This is a genomic window from Serratia sp. P2ACOL2, from assembly GCF_003691565.1.
Lineage (GTDB): Bacteria > Pseudomonadota > Gammaproteobacteria > Enterobacterales > Enterobacteriaceae > Serratia > Serratia liquefaciens.
This window is the reverse complement of sequence record NZ_CP033162.1, coordinates 3,203,266-3,229,865: the sequence shown is the minus strand read 5'-3', so window position 1 is coordinate 3,229,865 and position 26,600 is coordinate 3,203,266. Positions and strand designations below refer to the sequence as shown.

21 protein-coding genes and 1 pseudogene are annotated in these 26,600 nt (G+C 55.3%); 18 read left to right on the top strand and 4 right to left on the bottom strand.

The features are described 5' to 3' along the window. The first annotated feature begins 74 nt into the window (after nucleotides 1-74). The 9 genes from cbl to EBA31_RS15735 all read left to right on the top strand — a co-directional run bounded on the left by cbl (nucleotide 75) and on the right by EBA31_RS15735 (nucleotide 9,396). Nucleotides 75-1,028 carry an HTH-type transcriptional regulator Cbl gene (gene cbl, locus EBA31_RS15775; RefSeq protein ID WP_122079685.1) on the top strand — a complete coding sequence of 318 codons (954 nt, stop codon included), beginning with the start codon at nucleotides 75-77 and terminating at the stop codon, nucleotides 1,026-1,028. 107 nt (nucleotides 1,029-1,135) lie between these two features. Next, entirely contained in the window at nucleotides 1,136-1,348 is a 213-nt protein-coding gene (locus EBA31_RS15770; RefSeq protein ID WP_122079684.1) for a hypothetical protein, read from the top strand. A 183-nt stretch (nucleotides 1,349-1,531) separates the two neighbouring features. Beyond that, nucleotides 1,532-2,317, top strand: coding sequence for an ATP-grasp domain-containing protein (locus EBA31_RS15765; RefSeq protein ID WP_122079683.1), 786 nt, complete (start codon nucleotides 1,532-1,534; stop codon nucleotides 2,315-2,317). A gap of 389 nt (nucleotides 2,318-2,706) precedes the next feature. Continuing rightward, complete coding sequence (locus tag EBA31_RS15760; RefSeq protein WP_020827465.1) at nucleotides 2,707-4,275, top strand: ABC transporter substrate-binding protein; 1,569 nt, start codon at nucleotides 2,707-2,709, stop codon at nucleotides 4,273-4,275. Beyond that, nucleotides 4,275-5,327 carry an ABC transporter permease gene (locus EBA31_RS15755; protein ID WP_122079682.1) on the top strand — a complete coding sequence of 351 codons (1,053 nt, stop codon included), beginning with the start codon at nucleotides 4,275-4,277 and terminating at the stop codon, nucleotides 5,325-5,327. The genes EBA31_RS15760 and EBA31_RS15755 overlap by 1 nt, the downstream gene beginning before the upstream one ends. Then, nucleotides 5,324-6,193, top strand: a complete 870-nt coding sequence (locus tag EBA31_RS15750; RefSeq protein ID WP_020827463.1) for an ABC transporter permease — start codon at nucleotides 5,324-5,326, stop codon at nucleotides 6,191-6,193. Before EBA31_RS15755 ends, EBA31_RS15750 begins: the two co-directional genes overlap by 4 nt. Beyond that, nucleotides 6,183-7,019, top strand: coding sequence for an ABC transporter ATP-binding protein (locus EBA31_RS15745; RefSeq protein ID WP_046373277.1), 837 nt, complete (start codon nucleotides 6,183-6,185; stop codon nucleotides 7,017-7,019). The genes EBA31_RS15750 and EBA31_RS15745 overlap by 11 nt, the downstream gene beginning before the upstream one ends. Beyond that, a complete protein-coding gene (locus tag EBA31_RS15740; RefSeq protein ID WP_046373278.1) occupies nucleotides 7,016-7,687 on the top strand; it encodes an ABC transporter ATP-binding protein in 672 nt (223 codons plus the stop codon). The genes EBA31_RS15745 and EBA31_RS15740 overlap by 4 nt, the downstream gene beginning before the upstream one ends. Before the next feature lie 134 nt (nucleotides 7,688-7,821). After that, nucleotides 7,822-9,396, top strand: a complete 1,575-nt coding sequence (locus tag EBA31_RS15735) for an ABC transporter substrate-binding protein (RefSeq protein WP_046373279.1) — start codon at nucleotides 7,822-7,824, stop codon at nucleotides 9,394-9,396. 16 nt (nucleotides 9,397-9,412) lie between these two features. Here the strand turns inward: EBA31_RS15735 and EBA31_RS15730 are convergent, their stop codons facing one another. Together EBA31_RS15730 and EBA31_RS15725 are read right to left on the bottom strand one after the other, a co-directional pair. Beyond that, nucleotides 9,413-9,979, bottom strand: a complete 567-nt coding sequence (locus tag EBA31_RS15730; protein WP_020827459.1) for a YbhB/YbcL family Raf kinase inhibitor-like protein — start codon at nucleotides 9,977-9,979, stop codon at nucleotides 9,413-9,415. A 100-nt stretch (nucleotides 9,980-10,079) separates the two neighbouring features. Further along, nucleotides 10,080-10,796, bottom strand: a complete 717-nt coding sequence (locus EBA31_RS15725) for an A24 family peptidase (protein ID WP_122079681.1) — start codon at nucleotides 10,794-10,796, stop codon at nucleotides 10,080-10,082. Nucleotides 10,797-11,321: 525 nt separating this feature from the next. Here EBA31_RS15725 and EBA31_RS15720 point away from each other — a divergent pair. Next, nucleotides 11,322-12,827: a YchO/YchP family invasin gene (locus tag EBA31_RS15720; RefSeq protein ID WP_122079680.1), complete on the top strand. Its 1,506-nt coding sequence runs from the start codon at nucleotides 11,322-11,324 to the stop codon at nucleotides 12,825-12,827. On the opposite strand, the gene narL is transcribed toward EBA31_RS15720, so the two are convergent. Next, nucleotides 12,824-13,474, bottom strand: coding sequence for a two-component system response regulator NarL (gene narL / locus EBA31_RS15715; protein WP_020827456.1), 651 nt, complete (start codon nucleotides 13,472-13,474; stop codon nucleotides 12,824-12,826). The two genes, EBA31_RS15720 and narL, sit on opposite strands and share 4 nt — an antisense overlap. 11 nt (nucleotides 13,475-13,485) lie before the next feature. After that, nucleotides 13,486-15,269, bottom strand: a pseudogene (gene narX, locus EBA31_RS15710) (nitrate/nitrite two-component system sensor histidine kinase NarX). A gap of 363 nt (nucleotides 15,270-15,632) precedes the next feature. On the opposite strand from narX, the gene EBA31_RS15705 reads away from it, so the two are divergent. From EBA31_RS15705 to EBA31_RS15670, 8 genes are all read left to right on the top strand, one after another. After that, on the top strand, nucleotides 15,633-17,027 hold the full coding sequence (locus tag EBA31_RS15705; protein ID WP_122079679.1) for a NarK family nitrate/nitrite MFS transporter: 1,395 nt from the start codon (nucleotides 15,633-15,635) through the stop codon (nucleotides 17,025-17,027). A 781-nt stretch (nucleotides 17,028-17,808) separates the two neighbouring features. After that, on the top strand, nucleotides 17,809-18,708 hold the full coding sequence (locus EBA31_RS15700; protein WP_122079678.1) for a winged helix-turn-helix domain-containing protein: 900 nt from the start codon (nucleotides 17,809-17,811) through the stop codon (nucleotides 18,706-18,708). A 183-nt stretch (nucleotides 18,709-18,891) separates the two neighbouring features. Then, a complete protein-coding gene (locus tag EBA31_RS15695) occupies nucleotides 18,892-19,848 on the top strand; it encodes an NAD(P)-dependent oxidoreductase (RefSeq protein WP_122079677.1) in 957 nt (318 codons plus the stop codon). Between the two features lie 180 nt (nucleotides 19,849-20,028). Beyond that, nucleotides 20,029-21,078, top strand: coding sequence for a UDP-N-acetylglucosamine--undecaprenyl-phosphate N-acetylglucosaminephosphotransferase (gene wecA, locus EBA31_RS15690; protein WP_122079676.1), 1,050 nt, complete (start codon nucleotides 20,029-20,031; stop codon nucleotides 21,076-21,078). A gap of 45 nt (nucleotides 21,079-21,123) precedes the next feature. Continuing rightward, nucleotides 21,124-22,257, top strand: coding sequence for a polysaccharide export protein (locus tag EBA31_RS15685; RefSeq protein WP_122079675.1), 1,134 nt, complete (start codon nucleotides 21,124-21,126; stop codon nucleotides 22,255-22,257). Between the two features lie 28 nt (nucleotides 22,258-22,285). Next, on the top strand, nucleotides 22,286-24,466 hold the full coding sequence (locus tag EBA31_RS15680) for a polysaccharide biosynthesis tyrosine autokinase (RefSeq protein WP_122079674.1): 2,181 nt from the start codon (nucleotides 22,286-22,288) through the stop codon (nucleotides 24,464-24,466). Nucleotides 24,467-24,470: 4 nt separating this feature from the next. Beyond that, the gene (locus EBA31_RS15675) at nucleotides 24,471-25,760 is read left to right on the top strand and encodes a flippase (protein ID WP_122079673.1); all 1,290 of its coding nucleotides are present in this window, start codon (nucleotides 24,471-24,473) and stop codon (nucleotides 25,758-25,760) included. Next, on the top strand, nucleotides 25,750-26,598 hold the full coding sequence (locus EBA31_RS15670; RefSeq protein WP_122079672.1) for an ATP-grasp fold amidoligase family protein: 849 nt from the start codon (nucleotides 25,750-25,752) through the stop codon (nucleotides 26,596-26,598). Before EBA31_RS15675 ends, EBA31_RS15670 begins: the two co-directional genes overlap by 11 nt. Nucleotides 26,599-26,600: the final 2 nt, after the last annotated feature.

Genomic DNA, 26,600 nt, shown 5'->3' with positions numbered 1-26,600 from the left:
TTATTTCTTATTTGTCCCCTCCCGCCAGACTCCGTATCACTGGTGTTAACAATATTGCTCGTCAGGGGGAGTGGATGAACTTTCAACAATTAAAAATTATTCGGGAATCGGCGCGTTGCAACTACAACCTGACCGAGGTGGCCAATACTTTATTTACCTCGCAGTCTGGGGTCAGTCGTCATATTCGGGAACTGGAAGAAGAACTGGGCATTGAGATATTTATCCGCCGCGGCAAGCGTTTATTGGGCATGACCGAACCGGGTAAAGAGCTGTTGGTGGTGGCGGAACGCATCCTGAATGATGCCAATAATATCCGCCGACTGGCGGATGTGTTCAGCAGCAACGACACCGGCCAACTGCATATTGCGACCACCCATACGCAGGCGCGCTACAGCCTGCCGGGTGTCATCAAGGAGTTTCGTGCGCTGTACCCGCGGGTAAGGGTGGTGCTGAATCAGGGCAGTCCGGAAGAAATCGTCGCGATGCTGGCCTCGGGCGAAGCCGATATCGGCATTGCCAGTGAACGGCTGATGAGCGATGAATCTCTTGCGGCGTTCCCTTACTACCGCTGGCATCACACCATCCTGGTACCGGAAGGGCACGAACTGACCCGGCAACCGCAGGTGACGCTGGAAATGCTCAGTACCTTACCGTTGATAACCTATCGCCAGGGCATTACCGGTCGCTCGCGGCTGGATAGCGCCTTCAAAGCCGCCGGGCTGACGCCGGACATTGCCTTAAGCGCTCAGGATTCCGACGTAATAAAAACCTATGTCGAGCTGGGGTTGGGGGTCGGCGTACTGGCGGACATGTCATATGAGAAAGAGCGCGATCGTGGGCTGGTCAGCCTTAACGCCGAGCACCTGTTCGAGCCCAATACCGTGTGGTTAGGTTTGAAACGCAGTCAGTTACAACGTAACTATGCCTGGCAGTTTATCCAGCTGTGCAACCCGACGCTGTCACTGACGGAAATCAAAGACAAGGTGTTCTCTTCACAGCTGGAAACGGTGATCGATTATCAGATTTGAGCATTGCGGCTTTGAGCATTGCGGCGACGGAAACAGCAGCGCAGATAGCAGGCGGGATACACGTTACGTATTTGCGCTGACCTGTTCTACAGGGGCAGGAGTCTGGCGTGCAGAAGTCAATCGCTGATGGAGGTTCTGCTGTTGTACAGGCCTTTATCTTCGAGCCCTTTACTGACACTGCCAATCGCTACTTTCGTCTTTTCATTGATATCAACGCCAGGGATGGCTTGTCCTTTGGCCCTTTCTGGGCGTTGAAAGATTATTTTGTTACCGGGAAAGTACCTACTCTGCATTTTGAGCCTTACAAGGTGAGGCTCTGACCCCAAACCAGGTGTCTGGATCGTAAAACACTCGGACTTTCACGCTTGATGTCACCGTATGAAAATTTGCTGGTGCCTTCGTCGAAAAATTTATGTTCTACTCAATGGCGTCACCACCATTTTATTCCATAAAATCAGCGTGATTCAGACTGACTGGATTTATTATTCCTATGGGGCCCATACATGCAAATTATCTATCCTGATGATTATTCGAATTTGTGCAAACCGGATGAAACTTTTGAACTGGAGTATCTTTGTGCCCGGCAACGTGGGATACATTGCCTGTTACTTGCCTCAGAAGCGGCAGCGATGGGTAAATATCAGTTTTCGGCTCCCTTTGAGTCCGGTAGTCCCGTGGTCTGGCGAGGATGGATGCTGAACGCCGATGAATATCGTCAATTGTACGGTGCTGTGGCCGCACGGGGAGGGAAGATGCTCGAGTCCCCTGAAGAATATATCAGTAATCACTATATAACGGGTTGGTATGACCGCTGTAAAGCCTATACACCGGAAACTATTATAACCACAGCAGATGCTGATTTTGGGCGTCTCGTCAGCCAGCTTCAATGGCCCGCTTATTTTGTTAAGGACTACGTGAAATCCTTGACGACGTCCCGGGGCTCTGTGGCTAAGGATGCTCAGGAAGTCGCAGAAATTCTCAATCTTATTGCGCATTTTCGCGGGAGTGTAGAAGGAGGGGTTAGCCTGAGGCGCGTTGAGGAATTTGTTAATAACACTGAGCGTCGCTATTTTTCGCTTAACGGGAGAGTGTTTTCATCCGACGATCAAATACCTGAATTTGTTTATGAGATTGCACGCTGCGTGGAGACTCCGTTTTATTCAATAGATATTGTAGAAAATACCCAGGGAGAATTGCGCCTGGTAGAGATTGGAGACGGGCAGGTATCAGATATTAAGGAGTGGGAAGCTGAAAAATTGATTGAGGCATTTTGCTTATCAGGTATTTAATGTATTGAAATGTAATAATTATCTACTCCACTGATACTGTGGCGACGGTGATTTCATTCAACCTGATTGTCGGGGCATGTCCTCTCGCCAACACCTGTAAGGCTCTTGGTTCGTCGTCTGTTACAACCTCAGATTGACGTTGTCAGTAGAATAGTAAGCCTGCCAAACGTGATGGCGCTTTATGAGGAGTGGTTACCGCCTGCATCGAAAAGATATATTTTGCCATAGTCCTTGCACAACTGACGGTATCCTCCCGCCTGCTTAATAATCAAAATCTCAGCTATAGACAGAAAAAGAATATCTATAGTTATTTAAGTACCTTCGCCTGCCGAGAGCTCTCACATACACTCGCGAAATTACTATAAATTCCATCCGCTTGGAGAGTTTTGATGAAAGCGTTCGTTCCCTCTTTGGTGTTTTTGGCCGTGGCGGCCAGTTTCAACGCACAGGCAGCAACCCCGGCAAACACGTTGGTGATTGCCCAGTCCATCGATGACGTGGTCAGTTTTGATCCGGCCCAGGGTTTTGAGTTAACCACGGTGCAGTCGTTCAACAGCCTCTACCAGCGGCTGATCCAGTCCGATCCCAAAAATCCTATCGAACTCAAACCGACGCTGGCCAGCGAATGGCAGGCGGGCAGCGATAACCGCAGCCTGACCTTTACTCTGCGGCCGGATGCCAAATTTTCCAGCGGCAATCCGCTGCGCCCGGAAGACGTGATTTTCTCACTGTCGCGGGTAGTGAAACTGAATCTGGAACCCTCGTTTATCCTCACTCAGTTGGGCTGGGACGCCAAGAACGTCGACCAGCACCTGACCAAGGTGGATGATCAACGGGTCAAAATAAGCTGGAGCGAAAACGTCAGCCCGGCCTTTGTGCTTAGCCTGCTTTCGGCGCCGGTGTCTTCTATTGTCGATGCCAAAGAAGCCTTGTCGCACCAGCAGGGGGATGACCTGGGTCACCAATGGCTGAACAGCCATTCCGCCGGCAGCGGCCCGTATAAAATTCGCACCTACGTACCGCACGAAGTTGTAGTGCTCGACGCCAACCCAAGTTCGCCGGAAGGCGCCCCGACGCTGAAGACTATCCTGATCAAGAACGTGCCTGATCCGGCTGCGCGTCGGTTGCTGATCGAACAGGGCGACGCCGATATCGCGCGTAATCTGGGGGCAGATCAGATGGCTGCGCTGAAAGGCAAGCCGGGCGTCAAGCCGTTGGCCATCCCTTACGCCTCACTTTATTTCCTGCAGTTCAACGCCAAGGCTTCACCGGCGCTGGGCAATCCGGCGTTCTGGGAAGCCGCGCGTTGGTTGTTCGACTATAAAGGCATTGCTGACGATCTGCTGAAGGGCCAGTTCCAGACCCATCAGGCGTTTCTGCCGGAAGGTTATCTGGGCGCACTGAAAGATCGCCCATACAGTTTTAACCCGCAAAAGGCCAAAGAGATCCTGGCGAAGGCCGGCCTGACCAACGTCAGCTTCAAGCTGGACGTCAACAATCAGCCGCCGTACCTGGATATCGCGCAGGCCTTGCAAGCCAGCTTTGCCCAGGGTGGGGTGAAGGTGGAACTGGTGCCGGGCCTCAGCGCGCAGGTTTCCACCAAGGTGAAATCCCTGAACTATGACGCGACCCTGACCTCCTGGGGACCGGATTATTTTGACCCGAACACCAACGCCGCCGCCTTTGCCTATAACCCGGAAGACGGCAGCAAAACGCTGGCCTGGCGCGCCAACTGGCAGATCCCTGCGCTAAGCAAGCTGACGCTGGCAGCCACGGCGGAAAACGACACCGCCAAACGGGTTGCGGATTATCAACAGCTACAGCAGGCCGTGCAGCAGAGTTCGCCGTTTGTCATCGGCCTGCAGGCTCGCAGCCTGATTGCGGTACGTGACAACCTGAAAGGCTACGAGCAGGGCATCAACCCTGACATGGTGTTCTACAGCAAGGTCAGCAAGTAATGATAAGCCGTACCGCTTCCGCCGGGTTCGCCCGGCACAGTTGGCGTTGGGGACGCCGGCTGCTTACCGGCTTGCTGTCATTGGCGCTGACGCTGCTTGGGCTGCTGCTGTTCACCTTTATGCTCTCGCATCTGGCGCCGATCGATCCTACGTTGCAGATCGCCGGCGATCATGCCAGCGAGGCCACCTACGCACAGGTCCGTCACGACCTGGGGCTGGATCAGCCGTTGCCGGTGCAGTTCTGGCGCTATCTGGTGCGCCTGGCGCACGGGGATATGGGGATATCGCGCATTACCGCGCAGCCGGTGCTGAGCGATCTGTTGCGTACCTTCCCGGCCACGGTGGAACTGGCGACCTGCGCCATTATCCTCGGTGCGTTCGGCGGCATTACGCTGGCGTTTTTGGCGGTGATAAAACCGGGCAGTTGGCTGGATAACGCCGCGCGCCTGCTGTCGCTGATCGGCTATTCGGTGCCGATTTTCTGGCTCAGTCTGTTGGGGCTGCTGCTGTTTTACGCCACGCTGCACTGGTCGGCGGGGCCGGGGCGGCTGGACGATATCTACCTTTACAGCATGGAACCGCGCAGCGGATTTGTGCTGATCGACACCTGGCTGTCCGGCGATCGCGACATGTTCTACAACGCCATCAGTCACCTGTGGTTACCGGTGGTGGCGTTGGCGCTGTTGTCGATGGCGGGTATCACCCGCTTGCTGCGGGCGGCGATGCTGGAAGAGTGCAATAAAGAGTACGTCACCCTGGCGCGATCCAAGGGGGCCAGCCGTACGCGTATTTTGGTGCGGCACGTGTTTCCCAACGTGCTCGGCACGCTGATCACCGTTCTCTCCCTGTCCTATGCCAGCCTGCTGGAAGGGGCGGTGCTGACCGAAACGGTGTTTGCCTGGCCGGGCGTGGGGCGTTACCTGACCACCGCGCTGTTTGCCGCCGATACCCCGGCCATTCTTGGCGCTACCTTGCTGATTGGCACCTGCTTTGTGGTGTTGAACGCGCTGGCCGATGCGCTGACCTATTTAGTGGACCCGCGAACCCGATGAGCCAATATCTTTCTGAACATGAACCCCAGAGCGAGCCTGCGGTCGGCTACCGCCAGCGCGGCAAACTCACCACGCTGACGCTGGGGGCGACGCTGGTGGCTGTGCTGATCCTGACCGCGCTGCTGGCTCCCTGGCTGGCGCCTTTCGACCCTAACTTGCAACACATCGAACTGCGCCTGTTGCCGCCGTCCTCCGGGCATTGGCTGGGGACCGACGGCTTTGGTCGCGATCTGTTATCGCGCGTGATTTATGGTGCACGGCCAACGTTGATCCTGGTGTCGTTAATCCTGCTGCTGACCATCCCGATTGGGCTGTTGGTGGGCATCAGCGCCGGTTATCTCGGCGGCTGGGTCGAGCGTATTCTGATGCGCGTCACCGATATTTTTCTGTCATTGCCCAGCCTGGTGATTGCGCTGGCGTTTGTCGCGGTATTGGGGCCGGGGCTGATGAACGGCGCACTGGCGCTGGCCTTGACCAGTTGGCCGGCTTTTGCCCGACAAGCCCGGGCGGAAACGCTGGCGCTGCGTCGCAGTGACTATCTGGCGGCGGCGCGTATGCAGGGCATCGGTGGGCTGCGGCTGATGGCGGGGCATATTTTACCCCTGTGCCTGCCAAGCGCAGTGGTGCGTGCGGCGCTGAGCTTGGGCGGGATAATTCTTTCCGCCGCGGGATTGGGCTTTCTCGGCATGGGCGTGGCTCCGCCGACCGCCGAGTGGGGCTCGATGGTGGCTGAGGGCAGCAAAGTGATTTTTGATCAGTGGTGGGTCGCCGCTGCACCGGGCGGGGCTATTCTGTTTGCCAGCCTGGCCTTTAACCTGCTGGGCGATGGCCTGCGCGATAAAATGGATCCTCGTCATGGACATTGATAACCCATTATTGACCGTCGAACGCCTGTCGGTGCTGTTACCGGCCTCGCCACCGTTGGTGAAAGGCATCTCTTTCAGCATGGGACAGGAGCGGCTGGCGCTGGTGGGGGAGTCCGGTTCCGGCAAATCCCTGACCGCCCGTGCCCTGATGGGGCTGTTGCCACCGCCGTTACAGCTGCAGGCGCAGCGTCTGACGCTGGGCGACAACGATCTGACGCGCTTGAACGAGCGCCAGTGGAACCGGCTGCGCGGGAACAAGGTGGCCATGGTGATGCAGGATCCCAAGCACGCGCTGAATCCAACCCAGCCGATTGGGCGTCAGGTGGAGGAGCCGCTACTGTTGCATACCCGCCTGGGCCGCGCCGAGCGGCGGGAGAAGGTGCTGGACATGCTGGCGGCGGTTGGCTTGCCCGATCCGCAGGCGCTGAGCCAGCGCTATCCGCATCAGCTGTCCGGCGGCATGGGGCAGCGAGTAATGTTGGCCATCGCATTAATCAACGATCCGCAGCTGTTGATTGCCGACGAACCGACTTCGGCACTGGATCACCAGATGCGCGATCAGGTGTTGCAACTGATCGAAAATCTGGTGGAGCAACGTAATATGGGCCTGATTTTGATCAGTCACGATTTACAGCAGGTGGCGCACTACTGCGAACGGGTGCTGGTGATGTACAAGGGCGAACTGTTGGATCAGTTGCCTGCCGATCGTTTGGCCTCCGCCACCCATCCTTACACGCGCACGCTGTGGTCATGTCGGCCAAGCCGCGAGACTCACGGCAAAACGTTGCCGGTCCTGGATCGCGCACTGCTGGAGTCACTGAAATGAGCCTGATTACCCTGGAAAACCTCAGCGTCAGCCACCGCCAGGGGTATGAGATACGCACCGTGGTGCATGATGTCAATCTGCACATCGAACCGGGCGAGTGCTTCGGCCTGGTTGGCCCGTCCGGCTGCGGCAAGTCATCGCTGCTGTGGGTGTTGGCCGGGCTGAATGAAAGCTGGAGCGGCGGTTTTCAGCTGCTCGGTCGTGATTTGCAACCGGGCCGTCCTTTTACCGGTGATCTGCGGCGTGAGGTCCAGATGGTATTCCAGGACCCCTATGCCTCGTTACATCCCAAGCACCGATTGCTGCGCACGCTGGCGGAACCCCTAAAGTTGCTGAAAGAGAGCAATATCGAGCAGAAAATCAGCGCCGGTTTTCGCCAGGTGGGGTTGGATCCCAGGCTGTTGGACCGTTATCCGCACCAGCTTTCCGGCGGGCAACGTCAGCGGGTGGCGATCGTGCGCGCGCTGTTGCTGAAGCCAAAGCTGTTGTTGCTGGATGAGCCGACTTCGGCGCTGGACATGTCGGTGCAGGCGGAAATCCTCAACCTGCTGAACGAGCTGAAGCAGGCGGGCGATCTGACAATGATCCTGGTCAGCCATGATGCCGACGTGATTGACCACATGTGCGATCGTTCGGTGGCGATGGCGCATGGCCGGTTGGTGAACTGAAATCAGCCTGCCGTTCACTCGGCGGGCTTATTCATCTGCGTAATAAATAAAGCAATTTATAGTCGTTCTTCTGCTAAGCCGCTGCCCCTACACTCGCCAAATAACGCATCCGCGTGACTCTGGAGAGTGCATCAATGAAACGGCTAATCCCAACGTTATTGTTCAGTGCCCTGGCGGCGAGCTTCGGCGCACAGGCCGCCACCCCGAAAGACACGCTGGTGGTGGTCAGTTCGCTGGAAGGCATCATCAGTCTTGATCCTGCCGAAAGCTTTGAAACCGTCAGTTCGGCCAACCTGGTCAATCTGTATCAGCGCCTGCTGACACCGGATCGGACCACGCCGGAAAAGCTGGCGCCGGAACTGGCCAGCAGCTGGCAAACGGGAGCAGACGGCCACAGTTTGATATTTACCCTGAACGCCAACCAACGGTTTGCCTCCGGCAACCCGGTACGCCCGGAGGATGTGATCTTCTCACTGGTGCGGGCGGTGAAACTGAACAAGGCACCGTCGTTTATCCTTGGTGAATTCGGCTGGACGCCGGAAAACGTCGAGAGTCAGTTGAAGAAACTGGGCGATAACCAGGTGCAGCTAAGCTGGTCGGCCAATATCGGCAGTGGGCTGGCGCTGCGGCTGTTAACCGCGCCGGTGGCGTCGATAGTCGATGAAAAGCTGCTCAGTCAGCACGGTCAGCAGGGGGACTTCGGCAATGCCTGGCTGCGTTCGAACTCAGCCGGTGCCGGCCCTTATCGCGTCAGCAACTATGTACCTCACGAGGCGCTGTTGTTTAGCCGCAATGATTACGCTCAACCGCAGGCCAAGCTGAAAACGGTGTTGCTGAAAAACGTCAGCGATGCCGGCACCCGCCGTTTATTGCTGCTGAAAGGGGATGCTGACGTGGCCTACGATCTGGGGGCCGATCAGTTCAACTCGCTGCGTAATGAAAAGGGCATCAGGATTGAGCAGCGCGATTCGGCCAAAGTCTATTACCTGGGGTTCAATACCGGCAGCAAGCAGGTACCGGCTTTGAGTAACCCGGCCTTGTGGCAGGCGGCACGCTGGCTGGTGGATTACCAGACGATTGCCGACAACCTGTTGAAGGGGCAGTATCGCGTTCACCAGGCATTCCTGCCGCAGGGGTTGGATGGCGCCTTGGATAATCAACCTTTTAAGCTCGACGTGGCCAAAGCCAAACAGATTCTGCATGACGCGGGTATCGCCGAAGGAACGCGTATTGATCTGATCGTCATCAATCAGCCGCCGTATACCGATATCGCCCAGGCGCTGCAGGCCAGCTTTGCCAAGGCCGGTTTGCAGTTGGACATTCATCCGGTAGTGGAGAGCGATCTGTGGGGCAAAATGCGCGGCCGTGATTTCCAGGCCATCTTCACCTACTGGGGGGCCGACTATCTGGATCCTAACACCAACGCCAGCGCCTTCGCCTACAACGTGCCGAATGGGCCGAAAACCCTGGCCTGGCGTACGCAATGGAACATCCCGACATTGAGTGCGGAAACCCGTGCAGCCGCGGCAGAGGGGGATGCTGCAACCCGCGCCGCGCGTTACGTCACGTTGCAGCGCGAACTGCAGGCCAGTTCCCCTTACGTTGTGGCCTTACAGGGGCAAACCCTGGTGGCGCTGCGCGATAATGTTAAAGATGCGCATGTGGATATCGCCAACAGCATGCTGTATCTGGATCGCGTGAGTAAGTAGGCCACCCCGGCACCGGTTATTGACCGAAACGACCGATAATACCCGCACCTCCCTTGGCATGGCCCTGCAATTTTTCCAACAGCTGTTCGCGGGTTAACCCTGGCCCCAGCGCATGCGGCGGGAGATCGGTGGCGATCAGCACGAAGGTATAGTGGTGCAACCCAGAGCCTGCCGGTGGGCATGGGCCGTGATACACCGCGGTACCCGGTGAGTTCTTGCCGCCGACAAAGCCTTTGCCCTGGGTAAGATCGCCTTCAGCGAAACCCTGAGCCGTGGCTGGAATACCGTAGGCCACCAAGTGGCTGGCGCCCAATCCGGCACGGCCTTCGGGATCGGACACCAGCAAGGCGAAGCTGGTAGTGCCCGCCGGCGGGTTGGCCCAGTTCAGCGCAGGTGAAACATTGTCGCCGGTGCAACTGGCGTTGCCCGGGGTGGCCCCGGCATATTTCTGGGCCAGCATGCCGCCATCCTGAAACGCCGATGAGCTGAGGGTAAAGGTACCGGCAGCCTGCGCCGCGAACGACAGCGAACCGGAAAGTAATGCCGCGCTGAGCGCGAGAGCAGATAAACCACGACCGATCATACAGCCTCCTGTGTTTGGTTAAATAAAGCATAGTGGTGCAGAGACAGGCTCGCTATAACAGCCTGGCCAACAGTCGGCTATAACAGCGCCAACCACGGCATTAATCCGCCATGGGGGTGAAATAAGCTGAAATGAGAGAATTTCCCTTGCTGAAGGGCGTGATATCCATGTCGGCCATCGAAAGCAGGGTAAACCAGCCGGAAAGCGCCAGATAAAGGCCGAACGGCAGCGGGGCATCTTTGCCGGGGCTGCGGCGTAACTGGGCCACAATCGCAACGCATAAGCCTGCCATGGCTGCGCCGGTCACCAACATCGGCAGGGCAGACCAGCCACTCCAGGCCCCCAGGGCCGCCAGCAATTTAAAGTCGCCCTGGCCGATACCCTCCGTTTTCCGCCGAAGGCGATAAAGGGCGTTAAGCCACCATAGCGACAGATAGCCGACGACGGCCCCGATCACTGCCTCGTCGAGCGAGGTAAAGCAGCCTTGCTGATTGGCCAGCAGCCCGGCCCATAACAGCGGTTGCGTCAGGCGATCCGGTAACAGCCTGTGCCGCCAGTCGATAAGCGCCAGCGCGAGCAGCAGGGTCGCCACCGGCAGCAAGCTGATTCGCTGCAGTGGCGATAGGCTAAAAGGCAATGCCGCCAGTCCGGCGCAGGCGGCTATCAACATCAGAGTACGGGTTTTTAGCAGCGGCAGGCGTTGCCCCACGTCCTGAAGTACGGAATGCATAAGCCATCTGGCGATCACCGCCGACAGTAACATAGCCACAATAAACAGGCCGCGAAACCAGAGATCCCCCTGCGGTTCGTTAAACATAAGCATCCTTGCTGAACTGAAATTAACGTTCAAAATAGCGGCAAAATGGGTTTTACAGCAGAGCAGGTGCCAGGTAATGACGCGCTTTGCGCAGGCGATCGCAAAGCATTGTTTATAGCCAGGTAAAATACGTTGAAAATGAGGGTTTCCGCGCATAATCAACGTATTACTGCGTTTTATGAAAAGATGAATGCCGATTAATCAGGCAAAATCTGCGATGAAATTTAGTGAATTTATCCTGACCGACGGCGAGTGTTCGGCGCGTTCGGGAATGACCACGCTTTGCAAGGCAATATCAACCGCAATTGTGACGTTGTCACATAATAAACTGAGGTTTATCTGATGGTTTATCATCAGAAACCGATTAGAATTTGGGGTTCATGATGCACTTTGGCGCCCCGGTACCCGACAGGGGCAATACCCCGGTTGTTCGCTGTGCAAAGGTCGTTGTTCTGCTGCCTGGAGTGGCCGCAGCAAAAAAGGTTTTTCCGCCCACTCTCGGGATGAGGGAACGGCGGTGGTGTAATGACTGACGTTATTCTTAAAGCGCGTAACAGATTGAAAAAAGCCGTTGATTTCCTCTCACTCCCTGCCCGTTTACCGGCGGTGGGTTTGGCGTGGCTGTTGGGCAGCTTGCCCGCCGGTGCCGAATCTCCCCCTGCGCCGCCCTCGGTTAGCCATCAAGCGAACGCAAACGACAACTTGCCCGAGCTGGGGGGCAACGCCTCGAATGACGCAGAGCGAGAGAAAGAGTGGGCCACCATGGCCAAACAGCTGGGTGAGCGTAACCTGAATAATGTCTCCGGCCAGCAGGTGCGAACCCGCGCCGAGAGTTACGCGGTAGGGCAAGCCGGTGAGGTGCTGCAACAACAGGCGCAAGAGCTGCTGTCACCGCTGGGCACCGCCAAACTGTCGCTGGTGATGTCCGACCAGGGGGATTTTTCCGGCAGCAGCGGCCAGCTGTTCAGCCCTCTGTATGACGTTAACGGCTTGCTGACCTACAGCCAGCTCGGTCTGCTGCAGCAAAGCCAAGGTTCATTGGGTAACTTTGGCCTTGGGCAGCGTTGGGTCGCCGGTGATTGGCTGCTGGGGTATAACACGGTGCTCGACAGCGATTTCAAGCGCAATCAAAACCGCGCCAGCCTGGGGGCCGAAGCCTGGGGTGACTTCCTGCGTTTTTCCGCCAATTATTACTATCCGTTATCGGCACTGGCGCAACAGAAGGATAACGCCGAATTTCTCAGTCGTCCGGCAAGCGGTTACGACATCACCACCCAGGGCTACCTGCCGTTTTACCGCCAGATCGGCGGCTCTCTCAGCTACGAGCAGTACTGGGGGGAGAACGTCAACCTGTTTGGCAGCGGTAAAAAACAAAACGACCCGCGCGCCATGCAACTGGGGGTGAATTACACGCCGGTGCCGCTGGTGACGGTGAAAGCACTGCACAAGATGGGGGAAGGCGGGGTGAGCCAGGATCAGGTCGAACTGGCGCTGAGCTATCGCCTTGGTGTACCGCTGGTAAAGCAGATATCCCCGGAGTATGTGGCCCAGGCCAAATCGCTGCGCGGCAGCCGCTATGACAATATCGAACGGAAAAATGTCCCGGTAATGGAGTTCCGCCAGCGTAAAACGCTGCAGGTCTTCCTGGCCACGCCGCCCTGGAGCCTGCAACCGGGGGAAACGCTGCCGTTGAAGCTGGAGATTAAAACCACCAATAAAATCACCCGCGTCAGTTGGCAGGGGGATACCCAGGCACTGAGCCTGACGTCGTCGCAAAACAGCAACGATCCACACGGCTGGAGCCTGATTGTGCCGCAGTGGGATGACACGCCGGGGGCGGAAAACCGCTACCGTTTATCGGTCACGTTGGAAGATGACAAGCAGCAATTGGTGACGTCCAACTGGATCCAACTGCAGGTGACGCCGCCGCTGACCGCCTCTTCCGGGGAGGGCGAGGGCTTGCCGCCGCCAAAAACGCTGCAAACGCCCACCATTCCGGCAGAGACCGGGCCGTTGAATGGCGCTGACTAGCCGTTTTTGCCCTGCAGTACCCACACGGCGGCCTCAACGCGCGATTTCAGCTTCATTTTTTTCAACAGGTGTTTGACGTGCACCTTGACGGTACTTTCGGTGATGGTCAGCCTGCGTGCGATCATCTTGTTCGGCAGACCCTGGGCAATCAGTTTGAGAATATCGCGCTCGCGCGGTGTCAGTTGCTGAATATCCCGTTCGGCGCTCGGGCGGTTTTCACGCAGGCTGGCGGCCAGAATGGGGGTTAACGCCTCGCTCAATACCATCTGGCCAGCTGCAGCCTGGTGCAGCGCCTTCAACAGTTCCTCCGGCTCCATGTCTTTTAGCAGGTAGCCGTCTGCGCCGCGTTTTAGCGCGCTGACCACGTCATCTTCGTGATTCGACACGCTAAACACCACAATGCGGCCAGAAAGCGCGGTCATGCGCAGGCGATCCAACGTTTCCAGCCCGTTGATGCCAGGCATATTCAGATCGAGCAGGATCAGGTCAGGATCGTGCTCCTCGGCCAGCGAAACGCCTTGTTCACCGTTGCCGGCTTCGGCAATCACCTGCAGGCGCGGGTCCATGCCGATAAGCTGTTTTACGCCGTTGCGCAGCATCGGGTGATCGTCAATCAATAAAATGGTGGCGGCAGTTTCGGTCGTCATGGTTTCTCCCATTAGTCGATGGCGTGGTTGTCCGGCTTGAATACCACCCGGACTTCGGTGCCGCCGCCGTTGCGGGGCAAAATTTCGCAGCGGCCGTGCAGGCTTTTGGCGCGATCGCGCATGATGATCAGGCCATAGTGATCGGGGCGAAGAGTATCTTGAGGCAGGCCGCAGCCGTTATCGCAGACGCTCAGGGTGACTTCGCCCCGTTGATTGATCACCTGAATGCTCACCTGGCTGGCCTGGGCGTGTTTATGGATATTGCTGAGCGCTTCACGGGCAATCTGTAGCAGGTGGATAGCCTGATAAGTGGGCACGGTGCGCGGCGTCAACTGATAGTCGAGGCTGATGGGAATGCCCAGCCGTTGGCTGAACTCCTGCACCGTTGATTGCAGCGCCGCCAGCAGCCCCGGTTCTGTCAACCGCAGACGGAAGGTGGTCAGCAGCTCGCGCAGTTGGCGATAGGCAATGTTAAGTTCCTCTCGCATCTGTTGCACCAGCCCCAGGTTGGCGGGGGAAAGTTCCGCGCCCTGCATTTGCAGGCAACTGAGTTGCATCTTCAGGCACGACAGCGACTGGGCGATAGAGTCATGCAGTTCACGCGCTATCGCCGCACGCTCTTCCATCAGCATCAGTTGCTGCTGGTGATCAACCTGGCGTTCAATCGCCAGCACGCTGGTCAACTGCTCCACCAGGGTGTTCATCAACTGTTTATGGTCGTCATTCAGCGGGAGCTGTGGCGCATGTTGCGCGACAATCACCCCATAATCTCCCAGCTTGTCGCTGAGGCTCCAGCTCAGCGATGGGTGGCTGGCATGCTGTTGCTCGTCGTCGTTCAGGCAGGCGCTGCACACCGGATTATTGCAGTACTCAGGTCGCAGAGGCTGGTTGCCGCTTAACTGCACAAACTGCTCCTGGCTGTTGTTTTCATACAGCCGCACCTGAATGGCGCGCAATGGCGTCAGGGTTTGCAATTGATTGAGTATTGGCGTCAGGCGGCTGCACAGCGGTTCATTGGCGTGCAGTTGCCGGCTGGCGCGGTACAAAAGCTCAATACCTGATTTTTTTGCTGCAGATCGGCAGTTTTCTCCGCCACCCGTTGCTCCAGCCCGCTGTACATGGTGGCCAGTTCGTCGGACATGGTGTTTAACGCGCCACCCAGTGAGGCCATTTCATCCTGGTGGCCACGTTGGGTGAAGCGGCGGCTGAAATCGCCGCGGCCCACCGACAGCGCCATCGCCACCAATTGCCGCCAGGGATGCAGCAGGCGCCGGCGCAGGTAACAAATGGTACCTACCAACAGCAGCAGCGTCAGGGCAATAAACACCGCCTGCACCAGCGTCACCGTCAACAACCGACGTTCGGTATGACGATCGATGTCCGAGACCAGCGCGTCCAGCAGGGTGACGAAATGTGCTACCTGCGGCGCAGCGTTGGCGGGTTGACGTGCCTGGCGCAATTGCGGCAGCAGCGTCAGTCGCCAGTAGTCGTGCAGCGCCTGAAACTGTTCGGTTAAGCCTTCTTGTTCCAGCGGGCGTTGCAGGTCGGGGCTGTTGGCATCCTGATCCAGTTCGCGTATCAGGATTTCGCTGCGCGCATCCAGCGGCACCTGTGCCAGCAGGCGATAGCTCTGCATCCGCAGTGAACCGGCTTTGTTGATGGCGTGGGCGTTGCCCTGAATGCTTTGTGACATCCAGGCGGAAATGCTCATGCCGGCCACGCCCAGTATGCCGAGCAGCAACATCAAAATGGCCACCTGGTTAACGATGGAAAGTGGAGCTAACAGGCGTTTCATAGGCTTTGGATCCCTGGCGCATAGCAAAACAACGGCTGGAAACCAGAGGGCGAAAGCGGGTGGTGCCAGCGAAGGTGGTAACGATTCCGCGTTATTTTTCATCATACCCAGGCATAACCCCATACCTCTAACGAAGTACCCATTAGTTTCCGCTCGGCAATATGGCATCGTGGCAGCGGTATGGGGTGATTTTCAATCGCTTGATTTGTTTTGCTTTTAGCGGCGTTAGCGGCTTACTCATAAAGGGATGGCGAGCATTTTCCGGCAACTGGCTACCTGCATCCGGGTTGATTTACATCAACTTTGCCGTAGGGAGCGCCGCCTAGGGTGAGCGAAGTTATCACCCTGTGTCTGAGGTTTTTTATGTCGCAATCAGCAACGTCATTATCAAAATCAAAAAAAACAGGCGCGGTTATTCAGGACTGGCAGCCTGAGGATGCCGCATTTTGGCAGCAACGTGGCCAACGTATCGCTAACCGCAACCTGTGGATTTCCATTCCTTGCCTGCTATTGGCCTTCTGCGTCTGGATGCTGTTTAGCGCGGTGGCGGTCAATTTGAACAAGGTAGGTTTCAATTTCACTACCGATCAGCTGTTCCTGCTTACCGCGTTACCTTCCGTTTCGGGTGCCATCCTGCGTGTGCCTTATTCATTTGTGATCCCGATGTTCGGTGGGCGTCGCTGGACGGCCATCAGTACCTGCTTCCTGCTGGTACCCTGCCTGTGGCTGGGCTTCGCGGTACAGGATGCCACTACCCCATATGGCGTGTTTGTCATTATCTCATTGCTGTGTGGTTTTGCCGGTGCCAACTTTGCTTCCAGCATGGCCAATATCAGTTTCTTCTTTCCCAAGGCTAAACAAGGCGGTGCTCTAGGCCTGAACGGAGGGTTAGGCAACCTGGGCGTGAGCGTGATGCAGTTGGTGGCCCCACTGGTCATATCCGTCGCTGTCTTTGGCGCGTTTGGCGGGACGGCACAGCAGCAGCCGGACGGCAGTTCACTGTGGTTGGAGAATGCGGCCTGGATCTGGGTACCGTTCTTGTTGGTCGGCACGCTGGCAGCCTGGTTCGGCATGAACGACCTGGCGGCCTCTAAAGCGTCGTTGCGTCAGCAACTGCCGGTACTCAAACGGGGTCACCTGTGGGTACTGAGCCTGCTGTACCTCGCCACCTTTGGTTCCTTCATCGGCTTTTCCGCCGGTTTCGCCATGCTGTCTAAAACCCAGTTCCCGGACGTGGTCATTCTGCACTATGCCTTCTTTGGGCCATTCCTGGGGGCGCTGGCCCGGCCGGTAGGCGGCGCGTTATCTGACCGCTTTGGCGGTATCCGCGTCACGCTGATTAACTTTGTGCTGATGGCGGTGTTCGCCGCCATGTTGTTCCTCACTTTGCCGGGGGCAGGGCACGCAGGATCGTTTATCGCGTTTTACAGCGTCTTTATGCTGTTGTTCCTCACCGCCGGGTTGGGCAGCGGTTCTACCTTCCAGATGATTGCGGTTATCTTTCGCAAAATCACCGTCGATCGGGTTAAGGCGGCCGGGGGCAGTGACGAAAGTGCTCAGCGCGAGGCCGTCACTGATTCTGCCGCGGCATTGGGCTTCATCTCAGCGATTGGCGCCGCCGGTGGCTTCTTTATTCCACAGGCCTTCGGTACCTCATTGGCGCTGACCGGTTCGCCGGCGGGCGCGATGAAAATCTTCCTGGTGTTTTATGTGGTGTGCGTGTTGGTGACCTGGTTCGTTTACGGCCGTAAAAGATAGCCAGCTACTGACAACTTCTGCGCCTGCTCGTCAGGGGAGGCGCTTTTTATCCCTCGCTTTAAGTGAAGCTTTTTACTTCCCCAGTGAAATCCTCGTAGTTTTAGGTAATATTCTTATTATCACGCACTGCTTTTTCCTTTGTTTATAGATGTATCTCTCCCACTTTGATTTTTTTCCTGTCTTTGCGAAAAATGTTATTCCGACATTATTTTTTCATTTTTACGTCGAATTCCTTACGAAAATAACGCACCGTGAATGCTGCCTTGTACGGCAATGAAATTCTGTTTCTTCAGGCTGGCAGAGATTCATTTCATCAAGTTAACAATACGCCTTTGTATTTGATGCTATATTTTAACCAAGCATTCGGAGAGAGGCTAAATCAGATAACTCTCATTCTGTTTTAGCAGGCTTTTTGTAGGCTATCTGACAATCAGATTAGGTGGAAAAACAGATGATATTGTTTGATGTCAGGATGAAATTTCATAATTTCATTTAACTAACATTTGTTTAACATTTTTATATTTTTTGTTTTAAAACAATAAGATGGTTGAGTTTTATTGCCGGAAATCATGATGAGAAACCATGTTTCCAACAGGGAAATAAAGTCATTCAAAGAAACATAGCCTCCTTTTGAGCGGTGTTGTAAAAAATGAAATCAGTAATTTTTTATAAAAATAAATATCCCATGAATGCAACCTGTTGAGTTTACATTTAATTTCTTGAACATTTTTTCATATTTCTATACAAAGTGTGCAGGACAGGCACGCTAAGGAAATTAAAAGTGAATCTTGATAAAAGAATAAAGATTAGGAATCTAGATGTTCTGACACCGTCCAGGGAAAAATTCCGCCTACGTTGGAAGGAGTATCAGATACTTTCACTTCTTGTCGCCAGATCCCCAGAACTGGTTAGCCGTACGGAAATTATAGAAAACATTTGGAAAGGAACTTATTGTTCGGATTCAACGATAAATCAAACAATTAAATCAATTCGTCAAAAGATCGGTGATGCCGAGCATACGCTTATCAGAACCATTCCTCGCTTAGGTTATAAGGTGGAAAACAAGGCCGTTTTTCACTTTATTTCTGAAGAGGAAGAATATGCCGACGATGAAATATGGGGTGGCGACACTGACGATAATAAAGATATTCAAGCGGAACTTTCTGAAAGTAACGATAAGCCGGATGAAACTCTTGCTGAAGAAATAGAGCTTAATGATGAAAACATGGCTCCCGTTGATCCTCCTGTCGTACCAGTAACGCTTAAAAATACGTCAATCAGAAAAAAGATACCGGCTTCGGCGGGTTTTTTCTCTGTGCCTGCCGTCAGAGTTGTGAAATACCTGTCAGTATTCGTGTCGTTGCTCATTATTTCACATTTCTCCTACGTGCTGGGGAATCAAACCCGCCCGCCGATTATCAATGATATTCAAAACAATACCCGCGTAGTGCTGACGTTGACGCTGAATAACGCCCGTACCAACAGCCCGCAAACCCTGCTTTGTCTGTATCAGGGCGAAAGTCTGGAGCAGGCAACCATCGAGTGCGTCGACCCTAAGCAAGGAAGGTTGAAACAGCCGGTGAAATACGAAACTTCAGATGCGCAAGGGACGGGTAAGATTAATCTCATACTGCCGAATAAAACCATGGAATATCAGGTCGCTTATGATGTTAAAAATTAGCACGCGATGATATTTCACCTTTGTCGATAATTTTACATTTGGCACATATTTTTATTTCATTATTTGTTATTTGAAAGCCGGGTCCGTTTTGTCCAGTCTGGTTTCCATGTTCTAACGCGAATTAGCGTCCTGCCTCAATGGTGTGGTGGGGAATAATGGATAAACCGGGCTGAGTGACAAATTATGGATAAGCGTAAAGTAGCGATCATCGGGGGTTCCGGCTTTATCGGAACGCGTTTGGTTAAGCGTCTGAGTGCGCGTGACGACCTGGTGTTGACCATCGTGGATAAAAAACGGAGTGAGCATTTTCCCGAACTTTATCAGTTTGGCGATGTAACCCAGCCCCAGACATTGCAGGAGCCGTTGGCCGGGTGTGACGCCGTGATTAACCTTGCCGCTGAGCATCAGGATAATGTCGATCCTATCTCACTGTATTACCAGGTTAACGTTGATGGGGCGCGCAATGTCTGCATGACGGCATCGGCGCTGAATATCCAGCAGATTATCTTTACCTCCTCCGTGGCGGTCTATGGCTTCGTGACACGGGAAACCGGCGAAGAAGGGGTTTTCGAGCCCTTTAACCATTACGGCAAATCCAAATTGGAAGCGGAGTATGTCTACGAAGCCTGGCGTAAAGCCGATGGCAGTAACAAATTAACCATCATTCGCCCGACGGTAGTGTTTGGTGAAAACAATCGCGGCAACGTTTATAACCTGTTCCGCCAAATTGCCAGCGGTCGCTTTGTGATGATCGGCAGCGGCAATAATATGAAGTCCATGGCCTACGTTGAGAATATTGCCGCCAGACTCGAGTATGCACTGGATCAACAGGCCACTTATCAGGTCAGCAATTATGTTGATAAACCCGACTTCACCATGAATCAGCTGGTAGACGTTATTTCTTCTTCATTAGGCAGAAATAATAAGACTATTCGCATTCCTTATCTATTTGGGATCTGCGGGGCAACGGCATTAGATGTGGTGAGTAAAATAAGTCACCGAAAATTTCCTATTAGCCGCGTGCGGGTGCAGAAATTCTGTGCCAGAACACAATTTAAAAGCAATGTTCAATGTGATTTCGTGGCGCCAGTCGAACTTGATTCGGCAATCGAAAAAACAATTAAGCATGAGTTTTCCTAGAGATAACTTTATTACGGGTTAGGGTTATTTATTTTTCATCTCTGACAAGCAGATAAATCTGTATTAAACGGGATTGGCTCATGCTGACTTATATCCTGGGGCTGTCAATTTTATTTTTGTTAATAGCGCATTGGGAGCTGTAACTCAAGGGCGGTAGCGTGCTTATTCGCTGGAGGAACAATGTTATATCAACTGAGCGTGATATTTATTTTGGCGCTGGTGCTGGTGGTTATTGCCCGCCGCGCTGCGTTGGCGGTGGGGTTAGTGGATAAACCCAATGCGCGCAAGCGTCATCAGGGGCATGTTCCGCTGGTCGGCGGGATTGTCATTTACCTCATTATGACGCTGGTGACCTTTTGGCAGCCCGAATGGTTGCCGCACAGTACCACCTTCTTGCTGAGCATTACGGCGCTGGTATTGCTGGGTGTTCTGGATGACCGCTTTGATCTGCCGGTGACGCCACGCGTCATCGTGCAGGGAGGGATTGCGCTGGCGATGATGCTGGCGGCAGGGATGCAACTCACCTCCTTTGGTTACCTGTGGGGTCATCAAGAACTGCAGCTGGGTTACGCGGCCTTGTTGATCACGCCGCTGGCGGTGTGGGGGGCGATCAACGCCTACAACATGGTTGACGGCATCGACGGCCAACTGGGCGCGCTGTCCTGCGTCACGTTTATGGCGCTGGCCATCCTGTTCGGCCTGGCCGGGCATGAAGAGCAGGCGTTGTGGTGTCTGAGCCTGATTGCGGCCCTGGCGGCCTACCTGTTGTTCAACCTCAGCCTGTTCGGTGCGCGCAACAAGATTTTCATGGGGGATGCCGGCAGCATGGTCATTGGGTTTAGCGTGCTGTGGCTGCTGATTGCCGCCACCCAGGGCGAAGACGCCGTGATGCGACCGGTGACCGCACTGTGGCTGATTGCCATTCCGCTGATGGACATGGTAACGGTGATGACGCGTCGTTTGCTGCGTCGACAGAGTCCTTTCAAGGCTGGGCGCGATCATTTGCATCATATTCTGATGCGTCGTGGCCTCAATGCGCGTCAGGCGCTGAGTATGAGCTGCATGTTGGCGGTGACGTTGGCCTGCGTCGGCATCTGCAGCGAGGTGCTGCAACTGCCCGATCACCTGATGCTGCTGGCCTTTGTATTTTGCTTCTTCGGTTATTTTGCCCTGCTGCACGAACCTCGTCAGGGCAGAGTTTTTACCGATAACCCTACCGCCGATCGTTAATCCTCCCACGGGCCGCAACGGCGGCCCGTTTTTCACGGTACCGTTATGAACCTTCATTTGCCTCATTTGATGCCACTGGTGCTGTCCAGCGTGCTGCTCAGTGGTTGCACCGCCTTTCCGGGTTCACACCTGCCGACCCAGGGCAAAGAAAAAGTGACTCAGCAGGACGAAGATTTCGACCTCAACAAACAGGTTCAGGTATATCGCGTCACGCCGATGCTGCTGGAAAAAATGCGTCGCATAGAACCGGTAGCGCGACCCAACCTGGCGTTGGATCAGCGGTTGCAAAGCTATCAGTACCGCATCGGCGTTGGCGACGTGCTCAACGTTACCGTCTGGGATCACCCGGAGCTGACCACCCCGGCAGGGCAATACCGCAGTGCCAGCGACACCGGTAACTGGGTGCATGCCGATGGCGCCATCTTCTATCCGTACATTGGTAAGGTGCAGGTGGTGGGCAAAACCGTTACTGAAGTGCGCAACCAGATTGCCAGCCGCCTGGCGACCTATGTGGAAAGTCCGCAGGTGGACGTCAGCATCGCCGCCTTCCGTTCACAGAAGGTGTATGTCACCGGTGAGGTGAAAACTTCTGGGCAGCAGGCCGTGACCAACGTGCCGCTGACCATTCTGGATGCCATCAACGCCGCCGGCGGGCTGACCGATAACGCCGACTGGCGCAACGTGGTGCTGACGCACCAGGGCAAAGAACAGCCGATTTCGCTGCAGGCATTGATGCAGCGCGGCGACATCAGCCAGAACCATTTGTTGACGCCCGGCGACATCCTCTATGTGCCGCGTAACGATGAACTGAAAGTGTTTGTGATGGGCGAGGTTGGCAAGCAGTCGACGCTGAAAATGGACCGCAGCGGCATGACCCTGACCGAGGCCCTGGGCAGTTCCGAAGGGATCAGCCAGACGGTGGCCGATGCCACCGGGGTGTTCGTGATCCGTCCAAACGGCGGCAAGCAGCCAAAACGGCTGGCGTCGCTGTACCAGTTCGACCTGTCTGATGCCGCCGCACTGGCGATGGGCACCGAATTCCAGTTGGAGCCTTATGACGTGGTGTACGTCACCGCGGCACCGGTCGCACGCTGGAACCGCTTGATTAGCCAGCTGGTACCGACCATTTCCAGCTTCAACGACCTCAGTGAGGCCACGTTGCGGGTACGTAACTGGTAACCCCGTAACGGTGACTAAAGGAAGACCGATGATGAAGAACAATGCATTGCCGATTGTGATGGCCGAGCAGGACGACAAATTGGAGTGGGAGCGCCTGATTGGCCCGCTGTGGGACAACCGCTGGCGCATTCTGCTGGTGACCGGCGTAGCCGGGATCCTGGGCTGTGCCTATGCTCTGATGGCAACGCCAATCTATCAGGCCACGGCTTTGGTGCAGGTGGAAAAACAACTTTCGGGCGACTCGCTGCTGCGCGAAACGCTGGACAGTTCGATCGGCGGAGTCGGTCAGAACTCGGCGACCCAGGACGAGGTCTCGCTGGCGAAATCACGTTACGTAATTGGCAAAACCGTCGACGACCTCGGCCTGACGGTGCGCATCAGCCCGGACTATTTCCCGCTGTTCGGCAAGGGCATCGCTCGCCTGAGCGGCGAAGTGACGCCGGTACTGCGTATTTCTTCCATGAAGGTGCCGGCGGTGATGCAGGGCCAGGAACTGACCCTGACCGTCGATGATCCGCAGCATTACAGCCTGAGTCATGACGGCAAAACCTTGTTCAGCGGCGTTGTGGGGCAAACGCTGCTGCAGGGCGGTTGGTCGGTCAACGTGAGCGAGCTTGAAGCGCAGCCGGGCACCACCTTCACCGTGGTTAACGTGCCGCGCCAAAAAGCGGTGGACGATCTGCGCAATATTCTCGATGTCGCACCTGGCGGCAAGGAAAGTGGCATCATGACCTTCAGCCTGGCGGGGGAGGATCCGCAGCGTGCGGAAGCGGTGCTCAAGAGCATCACCGATAACTACCTGCAGCAGAATGTGGATCGCAAAACGGAAGAAGCTCAGCGCATGCTGGCCTTCCTGCATGAGCAGTTGCCACGGACCCAGACTTCGCTCAATAACGCCGAGAATCAGCTTAATCAATTCCGCCAGCAGAACGACTCGGTAGACCTGTCGCTGGAGGCCAAGTCGGTGCTGGACACCCAGGTGCAACTTGAAGGGCAGCTCAATGAGTTGACCTTCAAAGAGGCGGAAATTTCCAAGCTCTATACCCGGGTACACCCGGCCTACCGTGCTCTGTTGGAAAAGCGCGCCACGCTGGAGGCTGAAAAGGTGCGGCTTGGCAAACAGGTGCAAACCTTGCCGAAAACCCAGCAGGAAATTTTGCGCCTCACCCGCGACGTGCAGGTGGATCAGCAGGTCTACATGCAGTTGATGAACAAGCAGCAGGAGCTGAGCATCAGCAAGGCCGGTACCGTGGGCAACATCCGTATCATCGATGAGGCCGAAACCGGTCTGCGGCCGGTACAGCCACAAAAAGCGATGATCGTGTTCTTCGCTCTGCTGATGGGCGGTGTGCTGTCGGCGTCGGTGGTGGTGTTGCGTGCCGCGCTTCATCGCGGCATCAGCGATACCGATACGCTGGAAAAGCGTGGTATCAGCGTCTATGCCACGGTGCCGCTTTCGCCCTGGCAGCAAAAGCGCAATCGAGTTCAGCAGCAGCTGTTGACCAAACACAGCAGCGGCAAACTGCCGATCCTGGCGCAGGAAGAACCGGAAGATTTATCCGTTGAGGCTATCCGCAGCCTGCGCACCAGCCTGCATTTCGCCATGATGGAGGCCAAGAACAATATTCTGATGGTCTCCGGCGCCAGCCCGGCCAGCGGGAAGAGTTTCACCAGCACCAACCTGGCAGTGGTGATAGCTCAGGCAGGGCAGCGGGTGTTGCTGATTGATGCCGACATGCGCAAAGGCTTCTTGCACCGTTGGTTGAACAACAGCGCCAAGGAAGGCCTTTCAGACATGCTGTCAGGGCTGATTGCGCCAGAGATGGCGGTGAAAAAGACCGATATCGCCAACCTGGATTTCGTGCCGCGTGGCCAGGTACCGCCCAATCCGTCCGAACTGCTGATGCACCAGCGCTTTGCCGATTTCTTGCGCTGGGCGGGCCAGAACTACGATCTGGTGCTGATCGACACGCCACCGGTGTTGGCGGTGACCGACGCGGCGATTGTCGGGCACCACGCCGGTACGGCACTGATGGTGGTGCGTTTCGAGGTCAACACCGTCAGGCAGATTGAGACCAGCATCCGCCGGTTCGAACAAAATGGTGTCACCATTAAAGGGGTGATCCTCAACGGCATGGTGAAGAAAACCGCTACCGACGCCGGTTACTATGCCTTTGCTTACCCGAGCCATCAGGAAAAGGTCCAGTAACCCTATGAAAGCGATGCTGATGAACTCCCTGTGGTTAATGTTGGAGCGAGTATCGCTGAGCCTGTCGGGGATTTTCGTTTCGGTTTACGTCGCGCGCTATCTGGGGCCGGCGCAGTACGGGCTGATTAACTATTTGCTGTCGGTGATTGCCATCGCGGTTCCGCTGGTGCAATTGGGGGCAGACGCGGTGTTGTTCAACCGCGTCGCCCGCCAACGGCAAAGTGGCATTCGGTTGATGCTGGCCTCGATGCGTCTGCGGCGGCAACTCTTTGCGCTGATCGCGGTGCCGCTGATGGCCTGGGCAATGTTAACGCAGGATCGCACCAGCCAGATCATGATGGCACTGATGCTGGCCAGCGCGTATTTCTCGGTGCAGGACGTTTATAAAATCTATTACGACGCCCTGTTGAAATCGAAGCTGAACACGCTGATCAACAATGTGGCGCTGCTGTTGTCGATTGTTGTGCGGCTGGCGCTGGTGCATGCCAAGCTGCCGCTGGAATGGTTTGCGGTGCCCTATGTGCTGAGCAGCCTGATCCCCTACGGGGTACGTTGGCTGCTGTTTCGCCGCGAGAAAGGGGGCATGCGGCCCATCAGCCTGCGTCATCAACGGCGCTATGGCCGCTATCTGCTGAAGGTGGGGCTGCCGCTGGCCGTGTCCGGGTTATCGATTGTCATCTATACGCGTATCGATCAGATTATGATCGGTAACTACCTCGGGGAACACAGCGTTGGGCTGTACAGCGCCGCCATCACCCTGAGCCAGGGGTGGGTCTTTGTGCCCATTGCGCTGATTACCTCGATGATGCCGGGGGTGGCCAACGCCGGTTCCGTAAGCGAGCAGGAAGGGCGGATTCGACTGCTGTATCTGGTGGTTCTGCTGCTTTCTATGCCGGTGATATTACTGCTGTCGCTGTTCCCGGGCCCGATAGTGAAGCTGATGTTTGGCGACAGTTACCGTGAAACCGCCACCATTCTGGCGCTGTGCTCGGTGACATCGCTGTTCTCGGTGATGGGCACTGTCTCTTACCGGGCGATCGTGTTGTTTGGCGGTTATCGGTTTATCGCGATAAAAATGCCTTTGGCCGCTTTGGTCAACGTGCTGATGAATCTGGTGCTGATCCCGCGCTATGGCATTTTGGGCGCGGCGATATCAACGTTGATTACCGAATTTATTTCATTTTTTGTACTTAATGGCTTTTTTAGAAAAGGACAAATTACCCGGCTGCAGGTCACCTGCTACCGCTGTTTGCCGCAACTAATAGGGAAGGTGCGAGAACTTTATGCTAAATAATCTGGTGAAGGGTTTTTACCGTAATATACCCGACGCATTATATCATCAGCTAAAATACGCTTTGTTTTTTCGCAAGCTACCGCATCTGGCTAAACCGATGGGGTATAGCGAGAAACTGATGCGCAGGAAAGTCTATCCTCTGGCGATGTATACTCAGCTGTCCGATAAGTATCTGGTCAGGGAATATATTGAAAAGCTGTGGGGGAAAGAATACCTGATTGAACTTTATGCTCAGGGTGAGAAATTAACTGAGGAAATGTACCAGTCATTGCCTGACGCCTTTGTGATTAAGGCGAATCACGGCAGCGGTTATAACAAGCTGGTGTTTGATAAAAGCCAGACCAGCTTTAATGAATTGAGGGTGCTGACCAACAGCTGGCTGCGACAGAATTTTTATCAGGTCTATCGCGAGCGTCATTATAAGGATATTTCGCCGTGCATCATGGTGGAAAAAATGTTGCTGGAAGACGGCAAAACCCCGAATGACATCAAGATCCACTGTTTTAACCGCAACGGGGAAGTGCGTTTTTTCATCCAGATTGATTACCAGCGCTTTATCGACCACCGCCGTGATTTTTTCGATGCCCAATGGAACCGCACCGAAATCCGCATGGGGGTGCCCAACAGCGAAGTGCCGATGGAGAAACCCTGTCGCCTGGATCAGATGCTGCAGCTGGCACGCCAGGTGGCAGAACAGTTCTCTTACGTAAGGGTGGATTTTTATCAGGTGCAGGAACGGATCTATTTTGGCGAGTTAACATTTACTCCCGGAGCCGGCCTGCAACGATTCACACCGGAAATTATTGAACAAGAGTGGGGAGGTTATTTCCAGGAGTAGTT

Coding starts and splice junctions, on each gene's coding strand:
- EBA31_RS15680 (WP_122079674.1), top strand. CDS start 22,286: ATGATGAAGAACAATGCATTGCCGATTGTGATGGCCGAGCAGGACGAC.
- EBA31_RS15720 (WP_122079680.1), top strand. CDS start 11,322: ATGACTGACGTTATTCTTAAAGCGCGTAACAGATTGAAAAAAGCCGTT.
- EBA31_RS15730 (WP_020827459.1), bottom strand. CDS start 9,979: ATGATCGGTCGTGGTTTATCTGCTCTCGCGCTCAGCGCGGCATTACTT.
- EBA31_RS15745 (WP_046373277.1), top strand. CDS start 6,183: ATGGACATTGATAACCCATTATTGACCGTCGAACGCCTGTCGGTGCTG.
- EBA31_RS15685 (WP_122079675.1), top strand. CDS start 21,124: ATGAACCTTCATTTGCCTCATTTGATGCCACTGGTGCTGTCCAGCGTG.
- EBA31_RS15760 (WP_020827465.1), top strand. CDS start 2,707: ATGAAAGCGTTCGTTCCCTCTTTGGTGTTTTTGGCCGTGGCGGCCAGT.
- EBA31_RS15765 (WP_122079683.1), top strand. CDS start 1,532: ATGCAAATTATCTATCCTGATGATTATTCGAATTTGTGCAAACCGGAT.
- cbl (WP_122079685.1), top strand. CDS start 75: ATGAACTTTCAACAATTAAAAATTATTCGGGAATCGGCGCGTTGCAAC.
- EBA31_RS15755 (WP_122079682.1), top strand. CDS start 4,275: ATGATAAGCCGTACCGCTTCCGCCGGGTTCGCCCGGCACAGTTGGCGT.
- EBA31_RS15670 (WP_122079672.1), top strand. CDS start 25,750: ATGCTAAATAATCTGGTGAAGGGTTTTTACCGTAATATACCCGACGCA.
- narL (WP_020827456.1), bottom strand. CDS start 13,474: ATGACGACCGAAACTGCCGCCACCATTTTATTGATTGACGATCACCCG.
- EBA31_RS15750 (WP_020827463.1), top strand. CDS start 5,324: ATGAGCCAATATCTTTCTGAACATGAACCCCAGAGCGAGCCTGCGGTC.
- EBA31_RS15735 (WP_046373279.1), top strand. CDS start 7,822: ATGAAACGGCTAATCCCAACGTTATTGTTCAGTGCCCTGGCGGCGAGC.
- EBA31_RS15695 (WP_122079677.1), top strand. CDS start 18,892: ATGGATAAGCGTAAAGTAGCGATCATCGGGGGTTCCGGCTTTATCGGA.
- EBA31_RS15725 (WP_122079681.1), bottom strand. CDS start 10,796: ATGTTTAACGAACCGCAGGGGGATCTCTGGTTTCGCGGCCTGTTTATT.
- wecA (WP_122079676.1), top strand. CDS start 20,029: ATGTTATATCAACTGAGCGTGATATTTATTTTGGCGCTGGTGCTGGTG.
- EBA31_RS15675 (WP_122079673.1), top strand. CDS start 24,471: ATGAAAGCGATGCTGATGAACTCCCTGTGGTTAATGTTGGAGCGAGTA.
- EBA31_RS15740 (WP_046373278.1), top strand. CDS start 7,016: ATGAGCCTGATTACCCTGGAAAACCTCAGCGTCAGCCACCGCCAGGGG.
- EBA31_RS15705 (WP_122079679.1), top strand. CDS start 15,633: ATGTCGCAATCAGCAACGTCATTATCAAAATCAAAAAAAACAGGCGCG.